This window comes from Pseudarthrobacter sp. TRD_SC_9 (assembly GCF_055361265.1).
Genome location: NZ_CM143956.1, coordinates 3,095,553 through 3,112,677 on the forward strand (window position 1 = coordinate 3,095,553; position 17,125 = coordinate 3,112,677).

A 17,125-nucleotide genomic window follows, 5' to 3' on the forward strand; every position below is an offset into this window, starting at 1 on the left:
TGTCTCCGTCAGCCCTTCAGGCCCTGGGTGGAGACGCCTTCAACAATGTACCGCTGGAAGATCAGGAAGAAGAGCAGCACGGGCAGCAGGGCCAGTACCGACATCGCGATCATGGCACCGTAGTCGGAGCTCTGCGTCTGGTCCACAAAGAGGCGCAGGGCCAGGGGCAGCGGGTACTTGTCCGGTGTGTTCAGGTAGAGCAACGGCCCCAGGAAGTCGTTCCAGCTCCAGATGAAGGAGAAGATCGATGTGGAGATCAGGGCCGGCTTCATCAGGGGAAGCATGATGGAGCCGAAGATCCGGACGTGGCCGGCACCGTCGATCCTGGCAGCCTCGTCCAGCTCGGCCGGAAGGCCGCGCATGAACTGCACCATCAGGAAGACGAAGAACGCGTCAGCTGCCAGGAACTTGCCGATCAGCAGCGGGATGTAGGTATCCACGAAACCCAACTGCTGGAACACGATGTACTGCGGAATGATCACCACGTGGAACGGCAGGAGCAAAGTGGCGATCATCATGCCGAAGAAGACTCCGCGCCCGGGGAAGTTGATCCGGGCGAAGGCGTAGGCGGAGATGCTGGCGGAGAGCACGGTTCCCACCACGGCACCTATAGCCAGGATCAGCGAGTTGGTGAAGAACGTCATGGTGGAGACTCCGCCGATGCCGTCCATGGCGGTGACGAAGTTGTCCATGCTGAAGTTGCTGGACCAGAGCGCCGTGTTGGTGCCGCCGATCTCTGAGTTTGGCTTGAACGATGAGGCGATCATCCACAGTGCCGGGTACAGCACAATGCAAACCAGGCCAATGGCCACGAGGTGGAAGATGCCGCTCTTGATGCCCTTGGCCAGATTCGTTTCAGACTTCGGGTTGTAGACCGCGGCCGGAGTTCCGGGCGCGGACTGTGTTGGCGTTGCCGTGGTTGTCATTTCGAGTCCCCGCTGTAGTGGACCCAGCCTTTGGACGTGCGGAAGAAGATCAGCGTGATGATGCCGACGACGACCACCAGGAGCCAGGCCATAGCCGAGGCGTAGCCCATCCGGAAGTCGCTGAAACCCCGCAGGTACAGGTAGAGGGTGTAGAAGAGGGTGGAGCCGGCGGGGCCGCCTTCACCGTTGGAGATGATGTAGGCCGAGGCGAAGATCTGGAACGCGTGGATGGTTTCCATCAGCAGGTTGAAGAAGATCACCGGGGAAAGCATGGGCCACGTGATGTTGAAGAACTTGCGAATCGGACCGGCACCGTCCATCGACGCTGCCTCGTAGAGTTCGCCCGGAATCTGTTTGAGGCCGGCCAGGAAGATGACCATCGGGGCGCCAAACTGCCACACCGTCAGCAGGACGAACATCGCCATGGTCATGGAAGGGTTACCCACCCAGCCACCAAGGTTGATGCCGAAGAAGGACAGCCCCTGGTCAACCGGGCCCGCGTCCCCGAACATTGCCTTCCATACGATGGCGATGGAGACAGACGCGCCGATGAGGGACGGGGCATAGAAAGCTGAACGGTAGAACCCCTGGCCCCGGCGTTTGCTGTTCAGGAGCATGGCCACGGCCAGGGCCGCGGCGAGCTTGAGCGGCGTACCAAAGACCACATAGCTGACGGTCACACCCACCGACTGCAGGAACCTCTCGTCCTGGAACAGCGAGGTGTAGTTTTCCAGGCCGATCCACTTGGGCGGTTCGAAGAGGTTGTAGTTGGTGAAGGACAGGTACAGCGAGGCGATCATGGGCCCGGCGGTGAGGGCGAAGAAGCCCAGCAACCAGGGCAGCAGGAAGGTATAGCCGGCGCGGGTGTCCACTCCCCGCTGCCGCGACTTGCGCGGCAGCGGAGGAGCGGGCGAACGCCTGCTCACAGGTTGGGTTTGTGTCACAGGTTCATTCCGTCAGTCGTGAACGCCGGAATCAGGCGTTCTGCTTGATGATGTCTTCGGCTTCCTTGAACCAGGCGTCAACTGCACCGTTCACGTCGACCTTGCCGTAGTTCAGGTCGGAGGCGACGCGCTTGAAAGAAGCTTCCAGGGTGCCGAAACCAACAATGGGCGGCTCCGGGGCGTCCTTCAGGTACTTCGCGATGGACTCTTCGTAGTCAACAACCAGCTTGTCGGTACCCTCAAAGGTAGTGCCGTCACGCTGCGTCTTGGAGGCCGGAACACCGCGGGAGGTCTTGAAGATCTGGCCTACCTCGGGATCGTTGACCATAAAGTCGATGAAGCGGGCGGCCGCATCCTTGTATTCGGTCTTGGCGCTGGCGACCATCAGCATCGAGGGCTTCAGGAACAGGCCCAGGTTGTCCGGATCGTCGGACGGAACCGGAAGCAGCTTGAGTTCGGTGGCGCCGCTGTCCGCGAGGTAACCGGCCATGAAGTTGTCCCAGGTGAATTCGGTGGCCGCCGCGTTGGAGCCGAACGGCGACTTCGGAAGGAGTTGGGTGACACGTTCTTCGGGAATGATGGCCGGCGTTCCGCGCAGCTGTGCGACGGACTCCCACCACTTCTTCAGGTCATCCTTGGCGAAGCCGAGCTTACCGTCTTCGGTAAAGGCCTCCATGTTGTTCTGGCGCAGCCAAATGTTGAACATCCACCAGATCCCGGTGTAATCGCCACCGCCAAAGAGCTCGCCGTTGCTCTTGGTGCCGATCTCCGTCATGAAATCGTTGAATTCCTTGTAGGTCCACGTGCCATCCGGCTCGGCAACGCCCAAGGCGGCGAGCTTGGCGGGATCGTAGTAGACAGCGAAGGCATTGGTGCTGGTGGGGATGCCGTAGGTCTTGCCCTTGATCTGCCCTGAGGGCAGGAGCGACTTCTCAAAGGTCGAGGTGTCGATGTTCACGGTCCCGAGGTCCAGGAGCTGGTTGCGCTGGCCGTAGTCACGAAGGTAGGAGAGGTCCCACTGCATGACGTCCGGAAGGCCTCCGCCTGCAGCTTCGGTGGCGCGCTTCTGCCAATAACCGGCGAAGTCGGTGAAGTTGCCGTTGACCTTGATGTCCGGGTTCTTGGACTCGAACAGTGCAATAGCCTTGCGCGTACGCTCGGCACGGTCGTCATTGCCCCACCAGGTGTAGTTGATGGTGACGGGGTTTTCGGCAGAGCCGGTCTTTCCGGCGGTGGTGCTGGTGCCGGACTGGCCGCAAGCCGAAAGCACAGCGGCAGATGCGGTGCCCAGTGCAACGGTGGTGAGGAAATTCCTGCGGTTGATCATCATGAGAGCCTCCTTGCTCAGTTGTGAAGCCGGCCCGATGTCTACTAGGTAGTAGTGAGCTGGCTAACACGCGTTCTGAATCGATACAATATCCGTAATCCGTAGTTTGGGCAAGCGTTTTCCCACAGATCTGATTTCAACTGGTTTCTTCGCGACAATGACAAAGGAGTCCCATGACCCACGAGGACAGCGTTCAGCCCGCCAGCGTCTGGAGCGCCCTGGATGGCATCGCCTACGGCGGCGACTACAACCCGGAGCAGTGGCCCCGGGACGTCCGGCTTGAAGACCTGGAGCTCATGAAGGAGGCCGGGGTGAACTTCCTCAGTGTCGGAATCTTCTCCTGGGCACTGCTTGAACCGGCCGAGGGCAGCTATGACTTCGGGTGGCTCGACGAGGTCATGGACAACCTGGCCGCCAGCGGCATCAAGGTGGCCCTCGCCACGGCAACCGCCGCTCCCCCGGCCTGGCTCGTGCGCAAGCACCCGGAAATCCTCCCGGTCACCGCTGACGGAACCACGCTGGGCCCGGGCTCAAGGCGGCACTACACGCCGTCGTCGGCCGTTTACCGGCGCTACGCCACTGGCATTACGCGTGTCCTGGCCGAACGGTACAAAGACCACCCCGCCCTGGCACTGTGGCACGTGGACAACGAACTTGGCTGCCACGTGGGCGAATTCCACGGACCGGAAGACGCGGCCGCGTTCCGCGCCTGGCTGGAGCGCCGGTACGGCAGCATCGACGCGCTGAACGCCTCCTGGGGCACAGCCTTCTGGTCCCAGAACTATGGTTCGTTCGACGAAATCCTGCCGCCCGGCGTCGCGCCTACCACCCTGAACCCCGGGCAGCAGCTGGACTTCATGCGCTTCAACTCGTGGGCCTTCATGGATTACTACCGGGAACTGCTGGCCGTCCTGCGCGAGGTGACGCCGGACATACCTGCCACCACCAACCTGATGGCGTCCAGTGCCACCAAGATGCTGGACTACTTCGACTGGGCCAAGGACCTGGACGTGATCGCGAATGATCATTACCTTGTCGCGGCCGATCCTGAACGGCACCTGGAGCTCGCGTTCAGCGCGGACCTCACCCGTGGAATTGCGGGCGGCGCGCCGTGGATCCTGATGGAACATTCGACGTCGGCCGTCAACTGGCAGCCGCGCAACCAGCCCAAGATGCCGGGCGAAATGCTGCGTAACTCCCTCTCCCACCTTGGCCGTGGCGCGGACGCAATTATGTTCTTCCAGTGGCGGCAGAGTTTCGCCGGGTCGGAAAAATTCCACTCAGCCATGGTTCCCCACGCCGGCCGCGATACCAAGGTGTGGCGCGAAGTGGTGGAACTGGGTGACGCCCTGAAGAAGCTGGCACCTGTCCGGGGATCGCGAGTGAAGTCCCGTGTGGCGATTGTGTTCGACTACGAGGCCTGGTGGGCCAGCGAGATCGATTCCAAGCCGAGCCAGGACGTAAAGTACCTGGCCGTGATGCGGGCCTTCCACCGGGCGCTGGTGATGCGGGGAATCTCGGTCGACCTGGTGCACCCTTCGGCATCACTGGAAGGTTACGACCTGGTGCTGGTCTGCACGCTTTATTCCGTCACGGACTCCGCGGCTGCCTCGATTGCTGCTGCCGCTGCCGGCGGCGCCACCGTCCTGGTCAGCTACTTCAGCGGAATCGTGAACGAGCAGGATCACATCCGTTTGGGCGGTTACCCCGGCGCGTTCCGGGACCTGCTGGGCATCCGGGTAGAGGAGTTCCACCCGCTGCTGGAGGGCGTGGAACTGAGGTTGAGCGGCGGCACCGCAGCATCCGTCTGGAGCGAGCACGTCCATCTCACGGGCGCCAAGGCCCTGTCCACCTTCACGGAATACCCGCTGGAAGGCGTTCCGGCGCTGACCCGGCAGACCGTTAGCGACGGCTCCGCCTGGTACTTGGCCACTCTCCCGGACAGCAACGGAATCGACGCGTTGGTGGAACGGCTGCTGGCAGACGCCGGCGTCGAGCCCCTGGCCGTAGCTGACCCGGGCGTCGAACTCATCCGCAGGACCTCCGACGACGGCGCCACATTCCTGTTCGCCATCAATCACTCCCGCAGGGACGCCTCGGTCAAGGCGACAGGGGTGGACCTGCTCACCGGAGCAGCGTTCGATGGTGTCGTCCCGGCTGGTGCCGTGGCGGTGATTTCAGAGGGTTAACACCGTTAACAACCAGTCCCGGCAGGAACCATGTGGTTCCTGCCGGGACTGGGTTTGGAGTAGAGCTAGCTGCTGATCGCGGCAGCCATCTCATCATGGGCCTTTTTGCCTGCTTCATCGGTGGAAAGCCGCTCAAACAACACCTCAGAGGTGTAGCGCTTGACGATTTCCTGGATGGCGCCGGCACCCTTGGGAGGCAGGGCCGGAGGCTCGCCCAGTTCATCTTCGATCTCGCTGATGAACGTCACGACCTTCGCGTCCGCAGGCGTCAGCTTCGATTCGATCGCAGCACGGACATCGGAGTTCGGGTAAACGCCGCGGTCAGCCAGCAGGGCCTCGCCCGCCTTGACATCATTGGCCAGGAAGTCAATGAACTTGGCTACTTCCTCCGGGTGCTTGGTCCGTGACGATGCAGACCAGAACTGCGATGCCTTGTACCAGAGCTGGGCATCAGCGGCGGATCCGGTCTTGGTGGGGAACCGAAGGATCTTCAGGTCGCCGCCGGAGGCCTTTTCCAGTGCAGGAGCCTGGTTTGACCACCAGAACGCCATGGCGTTCTTGCCCGTTGCCAGCCCGCTCTGGTCCAGCGGAGCGGCTTCGGCCTCAATCACCTCGGAAGCGGTGGGCACTGCCTTGTTCTGGCTCATCTGCTTCAGGAACGCCCACCACTCGGCGATGTCCTTGGGCTCAAAGCCCAGCTTGCCGTCGGAGGTGTACAGCGACTTGCCGTTCTGGCGCAGCCACACTCCGAGGGAAGCCTCGTCGGTTCCGTAAGCGGCCGCGCCGTACGTTCCTGCGGGCGACTTCTCGGTCACCTCGGCCGCGATGCTTTCGAAGTCTTCCCACGTCCAGGTGGTGTCATCCGGCAATGCGACGCCGGCCGCTTCGAACACCGCGGGGTTCGCCAGGATGGTGGCGGCGTTGATGCCGGCGGCGATTCCGGTCAGCCCGTCCTCGCTCTTGCCCGCCTCCAGGGCCGCCTTGTCGAACTTGGAGGTGTCGACGTCGTACTTGGACAAGTCCAGCAGGGCACCACGGCTGGAATACTCCGTCAGGAACTTCTCATCCATCTGGATGATGTCCGGGGCGTCGTTGGCCGCGACCTGCGTGGCCAGCTTGTCCCAGTAACCGCTCCAGTCGCCGTATTCGGGCTTGATCTTGATGTTGGGGTTTGCTGCCTCGAACGCGGCTATAGCGTCCTGGGTCAGCTGCGCACGTTTGTCGCCTCCCCACCAGGAGAAGCGGAGTTCAACGACTCCGTCAGCGCTTTGCGGGGCAGCTTCCCCGCTGCCGCAGGCACTGAGGCCCATGACGACGGCGGCTGCGGCAGCAATGATGCCAGTGCCCCTGAGGCGGCGGCGCGAGCCACCGGTGGAAGGGGTCTGTGCCTGTGGCTCAGACTTCGAGCGGGAAAAAAGCGGCACTTGGTGCTCCGATCTTCTTTGATCCAGATGGTTGGGGAGATTCGGGGATACGCGCGAACTGCGTTCTCTGCACCTGAGGTTATAAGTGCAGGACTTGTATTACAAGATCCCCCCGGGTGTTTTTACTTGATACCGGTGGTGGCGATGCCCTTGATGAGGAATCGCTGGCCGAAGAGGAAGACCAGGAATACCGGCAGCAGGGACACGATGGACATGGCGAACAGTGATCCCCAGCTGGTGGCGGATTGGGAGTCGACGAAGGCGCGCAGGGCGACGGGGACGGTGAACATGTCCGGGTTTGTGAGGTAGATCAGGGCGCCGAAGAAATCGTTCCAGGTCCAGATGAAGGTGAAGATGGTGGTGGTGGCCAGGGCCGGGACCATCAGCGGCAGGATCACCTGGAGGAAGATCCGGGGGTGTCCGGCGCCGTCGATCCTTGCGGCCTCGTCCAGGTCCTTGGGGATGCCGCGGATGAACTGGACCATGAGGAACACGAAGAACGCGTCGGTGGCGAGCAGCTTCGGTACCAGCAACGGCCAGAAAGTGTTAACCCAGCCGATCTGGGAGAACAGGATGTACTGGGGCACGATCACCACGTGGAAGGGCAACATGATGGTCAGCAGCATGATGCCGAACAGCAGCTTCTTGGCAGTGAATTGCAGCCGGGCGAATGCGTAGGCGGCCATGGAGCAGGAAATCAGGTTGCCCAGGATGGAGCCGATAACAACCACGGCGGAGTTGAGCATGTAGTGGCCGAACGGGTGCGTCAGCGCCGACCAGCCGGAGGTGTAATTGCTCATTTCCAGGCTGTTGAGCCAGAGGCCGGGTTCGCGGAAGATCAGCTCGTTGGGACGCAGTGACGAAACGACCATCCACAGCAGCGGGTAGATCATCAGCCCGCCGGCGAGGATCAGGATGGCGTGTTTGGTCAGGCCGTTAAGGCGTTGGCGGCGGCTGAAGGCCAAGCCACCCCGGGATGCGCGGATCTTGGCCTTGCGGGGGTTCTTAGGCTTACCGGCGCCGGCAGAGTTCTTGTCCGGGGCGGGCAGCGTCTGAAGCTTAGTCGTCATAGAAAACCCAATACTTGGAAGCGATGAAGTTAATGGCGGTGAAGACACCGATGATGACCAGCAGGAACCAGGCCATCGCGGACGCGTAGCCCATCTCGAACTGGCCGAATCCCTTTTGGTAGAGGTAGAGGGTGAAGAACATCGTGGAGTCCGAAGGCCCGCCGTTGCCGCCTGAGACGATGAACGCCTGGGTGAACGACTGGAACGAACCGATGATCTGCAGCACCAGGTTAAAGAAGATGATGGGGCTGAGCATCGGCATCGTGATTCGCCAGAACTGCTGCAGCGTGGTGGCCCCGTCAACCTTGGCAGCCTCGTAATACATCACCGGAATTTGGCGCAGGCCGGCAAGGAAGATGATCATCGGGGCACCGAAGGTCCAGACGTGCAGCAGGATGATGGAGCCCAACGCCGTACTGGGATCGGAGATCCAGCCCGGGCCTTGGATACCAAACATCGCCAGGACCTGATTCACCAGACCCGTGGTACCGAAAATCTGCTTCCACAAGATAGCCACAGCAACGGAACCGCCAAGCAGGGACGGCAGGTAGAACACCGAGCGGTAGAACGGCAGCCCGCGCAGACCCTTATCCAAAACCAGTGCGATCAGCAGCGCCACGGCGAGCTGCAGCGGAACACCAACGAACACGTAGGTGAAGGTCACGCCGAGCGAGTTATGCAGCCGCGCATCGGTCAGCATCCGGGTGAAGTTGTCCAGGCCTGACCATTCCGGCGGCTGCAGCAGGTTGTAATCCGTGAAGGACAAGTACAGGGACATCAGCATGGGGCCGATGGTGATAGCCACCAAGCCAACCAGCCACGGCAGCAGGAAGATGTAGGCCGCCTTGTTGTCACGGCCGTTGGCCTTCTTCTCCTCAGCGGTGATCTTGCCCTTCCGCCGGGTAATGGAACTGAGTTCGCTGATAGCGCTCATCGGCGCAGTTCCTTTCTGCACGACAGGCCCGCCACTACCGGCATAGCTGCCGTGCGGGGGGTCCTGGTAGTAGATCTAGCGGCCATGTGGTCTCCTTTGGTCATCGTGGCCGTCCACGTAAGTGGTGATCGCCGGGGCGATCATACAAGTGTCCGCGGCTGTCCCGAAGACGGCCAGCTGCAGATGTGAAACAGTTGCTCTTTGCCAACCCGGACCCCTTGCTGGGAGGTCCGGCCGGAAAGCGGCTTGCTACCAAAGTAAACGTTTTCTTGACTCCTGCATAGCCCTTTGTTACTTTTTGAGAAAGCGTTTTCTGTTGTGCAGGTCACAGACGCACCATCCAACACTGAGGGGCACGGAACGATGAAGTTTAGTCTCAAGAAATCTGGGCTGGGGGTCGCCGGAGCAACGGCGGCCCTGGCATTGGTCTTGACCGGCTGCGGCGGCGGTACCCAGGCCGCAAAGGTGGGAACGGTCGAAGATCCCGTCACCATCCGCTTCGCGTGGTGGGGCAACGATTCCCGGGCAAAGACCACCCTGGAGGTCATCGCCGCGTTCGAGGCGGAAAACCCCACGATCAAGGTACAGGGCGAGAACACCGAGTTCAGCTCCTACTGGGACAAGATGGCCACCCAGATCGCCGGCGGCACCACTCCCGATGTCTTCGCCATGAGCGGCGCCTACCCCAGTGAATATGCAACCCGCGGTGTGTTGTTGGACCTCGATACCGTCAAGGACGAGATCGACACCTCGAAATTCGCCGAGGGCACCGTAGAGCTGGGCCAGATCGACGGCAAGCAGTACACCATCACCGCCGGCGTCAACTCGATGTCCATGGTGATCGATCCGGTGGTCTTCGAAGCCGCAGGCGTAGAGCTGCCGGATGACGAAACCTGGACCTGGGACGACTACGCGGAGATCGCCGCAGAAATCACCAAGAACTCATCCCCGGGCACCTTCGGAACCACGCCCATGGCCAACGATTCCTTCCTCGCAGTATGGGCCCGCCAGCACGGCGAAAAGCTCTACACTGACGATGGCAAAAAGCTGGGCATCAGTGAGGGAACCGCGGCTGAGTGGTTCGAGATGAACAAGAAACTGATGGACTCCGGTGGCGCACCGTCGGCCTCCCAGACTGTCGAGGACGGCTCCGCCCAGCCCGAGATGACCCTCATGGGACAGGGCAAGCAGGGCATGAAGATCTCCTGGAGCAACCAGATGAACTCCTACTCCGGCTCGCCGCTGGTCATGATGAAGCTCCCCAACGAAAGCAAGAAGCCCGGAACCTGGCTGCGCTCCTCCATGGAGTACGCCATCTCCTCGAAGTCTGAACACCCCAAGGAAGCGGCCAAGTTCATCAACTACCTGGTCAACAACATGGACGCCGCCACCAAGATCAAGAGCGACCGTGGCATGCCCGCCAACACCGAGCTCAAGGCCGGCATCAAACCCCTTCTGAAGGAATCGCAGCAGAAGGAGGCCGCATACCTGGACCGGATTGCCGAAATGAAGATTGATCCGCCGCTGCCGTTCCCGGCCGGATCCTCCGCCACCATGGAGGTCCAGAACCGCTTTATGACTGATGTGCTCTTCGGCAAGATCAGCCCGCAGGACGCAGCCAAGGGGTTCATCTCCGAGGTAAACCAGAACCTGGGCTAGCCCCAACAGCAGTACCTTTGAATCCCGTTGACCCTTGGGCACCGTCCCTTTTGAACAGTAGGCAGGCCAGTGAGCATCAACACCCCGCCGGTACGGTCCAGTGCCATCGCCGGTTATAGCGACTGGCCTGCCTATGTTCAGGCGCACCCCCGCTACCAGGCTGCCCATCCGGCAGCCCAGGAGCTTGCTGATGCGCTGGGGGTCCCGGGCGTTCCCGCTACCCCTGAGGTGACGGTCCACTGGGAGGAAACGCACGACGGCGTCACCACGTCCCAGCTCAGCTGGCAGTTGGGGTTCGGGCCGCTAACTAACGGTTGGCTCATCCGTCCGGCCGGAAGTAAAGGGCCGTTGCCGGGTGTTCTTGCCCTGCACTGCCACGGCGGCAACAAGTTTGACGGCGCGGAACGGCTGGTGGAACTGCCCGCCTCACACCCTTTGGCCGAGGCATCGAAGGCCGGCCAGTACGACGGCCGGGCCCTCGCCACGGAGATCGCCCGCAGTGGCTTCGCTGTCCTGGCCCACGACACCTTCGCCTGGGGCAGCCGCCGCTTTGACCTTGACACCCCGCCGTGGCGGACTGCCTCGGCACTCGAGGCTAAGGAAGCGCAATGGCGGCAGGACGGCGTCGTGCCTTCCGAAGCCGAACGTTACAACGCCGCTGCAGCCATCCACGAGGACACCATGGCCAAGGCTGCCGGGCTGCTGGGCACCAGCTTCGCCGGCACGGTTGCGCATGACGACCTGGCAGCCCTGGAGATCCTGGCTGCACTGCCCGACGTCGACGAGACCCGGCTGGGCTGCATAGGGTTTTCCGGCGGTGGAGGCCGGGCAATGGCCTTGGCGGCGCTCAGCGCACGGATCCGCAGCTACGTGGTGACGTGCATGATGACCACATTCCAGTCCCTGCTGCCCGCCCATTTGGATGCGCACTCCTGGCTTCTGCAGACTCCCGGATTGTGGAAGCTGGGCGACTGGCCAGAGTTGACCGGACGGTCTTCGGCTGAAGGTTTCCTGGTGCAGTACGCCCTGGCCGACCAGCTGTTTCCGGAATCCGGTATGCGCGAGGCCCACCGCAAGCTCGAAGCGCTGCATCCGGACGGCTACACGGGAAGTTTCTGGTCCGGCGGCCATGCGTTTACTGTCGAGATGCAAAACGAGGCTATCGGTTTCCTTGCCTCCCGGCTCGGCCCTCCCCCGGTCAGAAAGCGGCGGCCCCGTGTTGCCCTGGTGGGCGTGCATGGTTTTGGCGAGCGCCACCTGGCCAACCTGGCCCGGCTCGAAGCCGCCGGGACACTGCAACTGGTGGCAGTGGCAGATCCCAACCCTCCGGAGGCCGGCCGGCTTGCCGATTCCGTGAAGGTCTTCAGCGACCTGGACCAGCTCCTGGCCTCCGGCCCGGCGGCCGATGTTGTCATCCTGGCCACCCCCATCCAGACCCACGCGCCGTTGGCCGTAAAAGCCCTGAACGCCGGGGCCGACGTGTATGTGGAAAAGCCGCCGGTGGCCTCTATGGCCCAGTTCCAGGAAGTGCTCGACGCCGCCACCGGAGCCGGCCGCCTGGTCCAGGTGGGTTTCCAGAGCCTGGGATCTGAGGCCCTTCCGGCCATCCGGGATCTTGTGGCCCATGGTGGAATCGGGGATGTCCTGGGCCTCAGCGCCAAGGGCCAGTGGCTCCGGACTACCGGCTACTTCAAGCGCTCAGCCTGGGCGGGAAAGCGCAGCCTGAACGGGGTGGACGTAGTGGACGGCGTTGGCACCAACGCGCTGGCCCACGCCGTCGCCACGGGACTGGCCATGGCCGGCGCCCGCACTGTTGCAGACGTGGCTTCCGTGGAAACGGACCTCTACCGTGCCCACCCGACTGAGAGCGATGACACTTCGGTGCTCCGGATCCGCACAACTGCAGGCCAGACCTTGCTTTGCGCCCTGACCCTGTGCGCGCCCGAGCAGCAGAAGCCTACGGTCACCGTCCACGGAACGCGCGGCGAGATCACGCTCTTCTATACGGAAGACGAGGTGCTCATCACCACTCCCGACGGCGAGCGCCGGGAAAACTTCGGCCGCATGGATCTCCTGGAGAACCTGCTGGCGGCCCGGTCAGACGGCACGCCGCTGCTGAGTTCGTTGGCCGCCAGTGGGGCCTTCACCAGCGTCCTGGAAGCCATCCGCACCGCTCCGGCGCCGAAGCAGATCCCCGCCGAACACCTCACGTGGGAGGGCGAGGGAGACGATGCCCATGCGGTTGTCCACGGCGTCAGTACGCTGATCGAACGGGCTGCCAAGGCGCAGGCCACCTTCGCGGAACTCGGCGTTCCCTGGGCCCGCTCCCTGCCCCCGGTCTCCACCCTCACCATCGATGGGCAGCCCGTCGCGGATTATCAGGATGGCAGCCGTATCCGCGCCGTCTCGTCGCCCCGACCCTACCTGCACCCGGTCCGCACACTGGCAGGCACCATCGTCACGGACCATCAGCCGCTGGACCACGTGTGGCACCTCGGCGTCGGCGTGGCCCTGCAGGATGTGGACGGCGTCAACTTCTGGGGCGGCCGCACCTACACCAGGGAAGCCGGACAGTACGTGTGGCGCCCGGACCACGGCAGCATCCACCGCACCGGTGTGTTTCAGTCCGGCCCCGGCCTGCTCAGCGAATCTCTCTCCTGGAACGGGCCCGACGGCGGCCCCATCCTTACCGAGGAACGCACCTGGGAGTTAGCGGGAGTAAGCCCCTCTACCTGGCGCCTGACACTTGACTTTGCGCTCTCCGCCGCCGGAACGGACCCGGTCAGCCTGGGCAGTCCCGGCTCCAACGGGCGCCACGAAGGCGGTTACGGCGGCTTCTTTTGGCGGCTCCCCGCCTGCGATGGCACCACAGTCTGGACACCCGACGGTTCGGGTGAGTCAGAAGTGCATGGCAGCGTAACGCCCTGGCTCGCCTGGTCAGGAAAGTTTGAGTCAGGAAAGCTCGACGGCGCCACGTCACCTGGCAACGCGACACTCGTCTTTGTTACGGCCCAGGGGTCCACAGACCCCTGGTTCGTGCGGGTGGAGGGGTATCCGGGCGTGGGGCAGTCGCTGGCGTGGGACGCACCCGTCATTGCCCAACCCGGCTCCCCGGTCCGCCGCAGCGTCACCGTTTTCGTGGCCGACGGCATCCTGGGCACGGCAGACATTGAAGAACTGATAAACCACCAGAAGGGCCGTTCATGAGCCAGACAACCGCCGGAGCCGCAAGCTTCACGGCAGAACATGCACAAGGCCTGCCGCACGTGGCCGCCCCCGCAGACCGGGAGGTCAAACGGCAGCGGGTCCTGGGCATCCTCGACGCCGCCGGCCGGGACTCCGTACTGCTGACCAGCAACACGGCGCTGACCTGGTACCTGGACGGCAGCCGCGTCCACATCAGCCTCGCGGGGGACCCCATCGCAGCCGTCCTGGTGGACCGGCAGGGCGATCACCTGGTTACCTTCAACAACGAGGCCGAGCGGATCGCTGCCGAGGAACTCCCCGCGAATGTGACGCTGCACAGCGTGCCCTGGTACGGGGACCTGCACGGAACGGCCGCAGCCGTGGGGAGTACTGCGCCGCTGACCGAGGCCGACGTCGTCAATGAGCTCCGGGCCGCACGCCAGCAGCTGCTCCCGGGAGAGAGCGCCCGCTACGCGCAGCTCGGTGCCGAAGTCGCGGAGATGATGACCGATGTATTGTCACTGGCCACGCCGGCCACCACCGAGTTTGGGCTGATGTCCCAGCTGGCCGGCCGAGTGGTTGCTGCGGGCGCGGAGCCGCTGGTGCTGCTCTGCAACGGCAGTTCCCGGAGCGCATTCCGGCACCCGTTGGCCACGCACACTCCCCTGGGCCGCCGCGCCATGGCTGTGGTTTGTGCCCGGCGGAACGGGCTCATTGTCAATATCACCCGCTGGGTGCGGTTCGACGCCTCCACTCCCCAGGAACGCGACGCCGAGGCCAGGATTGCCGCCGTCGAAGCCGATATTTTCGATGCCACCGTTCCCGGTGCCGGCCTGGACCGGATCTTCGGCGAAATCAAGGCCGCCTACCCGCGGCATGGGTTCGGCCCCGAACAGTGGGAGCTGCACCATCAGGGCGGTCCCGCAGGCTACGCCGGCCGCGATCCGCGCGTCACCGCCTCCTCTACCGACCAGGTGGTACTGAACCAGGCGTTCACCTGGAACCCGTCCGGGCCCGGCGTGAAGATCGAGGACACGGTCCAGCTGAGCGAATCCGGCCTGAAAGTGCTGACAGTGGATCCCCGTTGGCCCGTCACTACCGTGAATGGAATAGCGCGTCCAGCTACCTTGCAGCTCTAGGTCTGCGTGGTCGCTGGTGGCCGGGGAGCGAAGTTCAAGGGCTTCGGTTCCCCGGCCGTCCCGTGGGCGACCTTGCTACGGCCCCGCAACACCCCTACCCCGTACAGCACGAACACCACAGCGGTTCCGGCGGCGAAGAGGTCACCGTGCGGCGAGCGGGCCCAGATGGCGGTGAAGTCCGCGAGTGCGTGGAGGACCATCAGGGGCCAGATCCAGCTGAAGCGGTACTGGTAGGCGGCAAAAGCGAAGCCGACTGTTCCGGACATGATCACGTTGGTGAGGATTTCATACGCGCCGCGGTCCGAGGTTCCGAACAGCGAGAGGTGCTGCAGACCGAACAGCGCGCCGGTCAGGATGACGGCCGGAAAGGCTCCGAACTCCTGCCGTAAGCGGTTGAGGACCAGGCCGCGGCTGATGAGTTCCTCGTTGAAACCGACCAGCAGAAGCGTAAGCGCCCAAAGGCCGAAGCCCGGCGGCACAAAAGCAAGGCCGTCCGGCAGAATCCAGGCCAGCGCCTCCGCCAGGGGAACCAACAGGAACAAGGCGGCAGTCCGGCCGCGCCACAGCTGCCCTATTCCAATGGTCTGCCAGAGGCGGTAGTAGGTGATGAGCGCCGCGGCATAGACCCCGCAAAGAGCATTGGCGAACAGCCCCATGTACCAGCCGGTGATGCCCAGCAGCGGCGCGAGCCAGAGGGCTCCCATGATCACACCAAAGCGAACGGCATGAACGAGCACACTAAAACCCACACTCCGCCACTGTCCCCCGGTCATGCGGGCAGTGTACGGGACGGGCTTGAACAGAAAACCCCAGCTTGTGGAGTAATCACCAGCGGATGCGCCGGGGATAACTCCACAAGCCGGGGTTTTTCGTTTACGGAAGTACCAGTTCGCCGTCCACACGGCGGGGAATACCCAGCGGGTTGCTTTCCCGCAGTGCCGGGTGCAGGACGGCCTCAGGTGCGTCCTGGAACGCAACCGGGCGCTGGAACCGGCGGACCGCCGTCGCTCCTACCGAGGTGAACAGGGACGTGGTGGCCGGGTAGGGGCCGCCGTGCTGCTGTGCCCAGTTAACCGCAACGCCAGTAGGCCAGCTGTTGAACAGGACCCGGCCGGCCAGCTCGGACACCTGGTCAACCAGCGCGGAAACATCTTCGTCCGGCTGGGCATGCACAGTAGCGGTGAGGCTGCCCGGAACCTTGGCCAGGACTGCAGAAAGTTCCTCAGGACCGGAGTACTCGATCAGCAAAGTGGTGGGGCCGAAGCATTCCTCCAAAAGCTCAGAAGGCCGCTCCAGGACGTTGGCTGCGGAGGTGGAGAAGACCACCGGCGCCGCTCCGTTTGCTGCAGCGTCCTGGTCCACCGTGCCGCTGACAACGGCGACATCGGGTACGCCGGCAAAAGTGCGCAGGCCCTCCGGATAAGCCTCCGCGATCCGGCTGGTGAGCATGCCGGCTGCCGGCTTGTCCTTGGTGGCTTCCGCAAGCTGCCCGGCAAATTCCGTTCCGGCGGGGATGAAGACCAGGCCCGGCTTGGTGCAGAACTGCCCGGCGCCCAGCGTGAACGACGCAGCAAGCCCGGCAGCGAGCTGCTCTGAACGCTCAGCCAATGCAGGGGCCGTGATGACTACGGGGTTCAGACTGCCCAGTTCACCGTAGAACGGGATGGGTTCGGGCCTGGACGTGGCCAGGTTGAACAGTGCCCGGCCACCGGGAATGGAGCCGGTGAAGCCCACAGCTTTGATGGCGGGATCCTGGACCAGCGCGGTGCCCACTTCACGGCCGCTGACCAGGGCGAAGATGCCTTCCGGAGCGCCGGCGGAGCGCAGTGCACCGGTAACCAGTTCGGCGGTCCGCTCCGAGAGGCGGACGTGACCGGAGTGCGCCTTGACGATCACCGGGCAGCCCACGGCGAGGGCAGAGGCGGTATCTCCACCGGCTACCGAGAAGGCGAAGGGAAAGTTCGAGGCCGAGAACACGGCAACGGGGCCGATGGGCCGCAAAACCCTGCGAAGGTCCGGCTTGGGAGGCGTGGCGTTCGGATCGGCATGATCAATGACGGCTTCAAGGTAGGAGCCTTCGGTGATGACCCGCGCAAAAAGCCGCAGCTGCCCGGTGGTCCGCGCCACCTCTCCGGTCAGCCGCGCGACACCCAGGCTGGTCTCCGAATCGGCAATCTCTACGAGTTCGGCTGCATTGGCATCCAGCGCATCAGCGACGGCGGTCAGCCAGCCAGCCCGTTCGGCGTCGGAAGCTGCACCTGAAATCTTTGCCGCCTCAGTGGCGGCAGCGGTGAGCTCTGACAAGGAAAGAGTTGCAGTAGTCACGT

12 protein-coding genes and 1 pseudogene are annotated in these 17,125 nt (G+C 63.4%); 5 read left to right on the forward strand and 8 right to left on the reverse strand.

What is annotated here, in order from left to right:
- Positions 1 to 8: 8 nt before the first annotated feature.
- The 3 genes from ACWA13_RS14470 to ACWA13_RS14480 are packed head-to-tail and all read right to left on the reverse strand — an operon-like array spanning position 9 to position 3,197.
- Positions 9 to 926, reverse strand: coding sequence for a carbohydrate ABC transporter permease (locus ACWA13_RS14470; protein WP_463934874.1), 918 nt, complete (start codon positions 924 to 926; stop codon positions 9 to 11).
- Positions 923 to 1,870, reverse strand: coding sequence for a carbohydrate ABC transporter permease (locus ACWA13_RS14475; RefSeq protein WP_463934875.1), 948 nt, complete (start codon positions 1,868 to 1,870; stop codon positions 923 to 925). The genes ACWA13_RS14470 and ACWA13_RS14475 overlap by 4 nt, the downstream gene beginning before the upstream one ends.
- Before the next feature lie 31 nt (positions 1,871 to 1,901).
- Positions 1,902 to 3,197 carry an ABC transporter substrate-binding protein gene (locus tag ACWA13_RS14480; protein ID WP_463937941.1) on the reverse strand — a complete coding sequence of 432 codons (1,296 nt, stop codon included), beginning with the start codon at positions 3,195 to 3,197 and terminating at the stop codon, positions 1,902 to 1,904.
- Positions 3,198 to 3,370: 173 nt separating this feature from the next.
- Here ACWA13_RS14480 and ACWA13_RS14485 point away from each other — a divergent pair, with 173 nt between their 5' ends.
- Entirely contained in the window at positions 3,371 to 5,386 is a 2,016-nt protein-coding gene (locus ACWA13_RS14485; RefSeq protein WP_463934876.1) for a beta-galactosidase, read from the forward strand.
- 65 nt (positions 5,387 to 5,451) lie between these two features.
- Here ACWA13_RS14485 and ACWA13_RS14490 read toward each other — a convergent pair whose 3' ends face one another.
- From ACWA13_RS14490 to ACWA13_RS14500, 3 genes are all read right to left on the reverse strand, one after another.
- A complete protein-coding gene (locus ACWA13_RS14490) occupies positions 5,452 to 6,810 on the reverse strand; it encodes an ABC transporter substrate-binding protein (RefSeq protein ID WP_463934877.1) in 1,359 nt (452 codons plus the stop codon).
- Between the two features lie 122 nt (positions 6,811 to 6,932).
- Positions 6,933 to 7,880, reverse strand: coding sequence for a carbohydrate ABC transporter permease (locus tag ACWA13_RS14495; RefSeq protein ID WP_463934878.1), 948 nt, complete (start codon positions 7,878 to 7,880; stop codon positions 6,933 to 6,935).
- A complete protein-coding gene (locus tag ACWA13_RS14500; protein ID WP_463934879.1) occupies positions 7,870 to 8,814 on the reverse strand; it encodes a carbohydrate ABC transporter permease in 945 nt (314 codons plus the stop codon). Before ACWA13_RS14500 ends, ACWA13_RS14495 begins: the two co-directional genes overlap by 11 nt.
- A gap of 363 nt (positions 8,815 to 9,177) precedes the next feature.
- Between ACWA13_RS14500 and ACWA13_RS14505 the strand changes: the two genes are divergently transcribed.
- From ACWA13_RS14505 to ACWA13_RS14520, 4 genes and pseudogenes are all read left to right on the forward strand, one after another.
- The gene (locus ACWA13_RS14505) at positions 9,178 to 10,473 is read left to right on the forward strand and encodes an ABC transporter substrate-binding protein (RefSeq protein ID WP_463934880.1); all 1,296 of its coding nucleotides are present in this window, start codon (positions 9,178 to 9,180) and stop codon (positions 10,471 to 10,473) included.
- A gap of 69 nt (positions 10,474 to 10,542) precedes the next feature.
- Positions 10,543 to 11,658 (forward strand): annotated as a pseudogene (locus ACWA13_RS14510) (acetylxylan esterase); the annotation flags it as partial.
- Between the two features lie 39 nt (positions 11,659 to 11,697).
- Positions 11,698 to 13,680, forward strand: coding sequence for a DUF6807 family protein (locus ACWA13_RS14515; protein ID WP_463937942.1), 1,983 nt, complete (start codon positions 11,698 to 11,700; stop codon positions 13,678 to 13,680).
- Complete coding sequence (locus tag ACWA13_RS14520) at positions 13,677 to 14,798, forward strand: M24 family metallopeptidase (RefSeq protein ID WP_463934881.1); 1,122 nt, start codon at positions 13,677 to 13,679, stop codon at positions 14,796 to 14,798. The genes ACWA13_RS14515 and ACWA13_RS14520 overlap by 4 nt, the downstream gene beginning before the upstream one ends.
- Here the strand turns inward: ACWA13_RS14520 and ACWA13_RS14525 are convergent.
- Positions 14,795 to 15,571: a CPBP family intramembrane glutamic endopeptidase gene (locus ACWA13_RS14525; protein WP_463934882.1), complete on the reverse strand. Its 777-nt coding sequence runs from the start codon at positions 15,569 to 15,571 to the stop codon at positions 14,795 to 14,797. The two genes, ACWA13_RS14520 and ACWA13_RS14525, sit on opposite strands and share 4 nt — an antisense overlap.
- A 100-nt stretch (positions 15,572 to 15,671) precedes the next feature.
- Positions 15,672 to 17,123 (reverse strand): aldehyde dehydrogenase (NADP(+)), encoded by a 1,452-nt coding sequence (locus ACWA13_RS14530; protein WP_463934883.1) that lies wholly within the window; start codon positions 17,121 to 17,123, stop codon positions 15,672 to 15,674.
- Between the last annotated feature and the right edge of the window lie 2 nt (positions 17,124 to 17,125).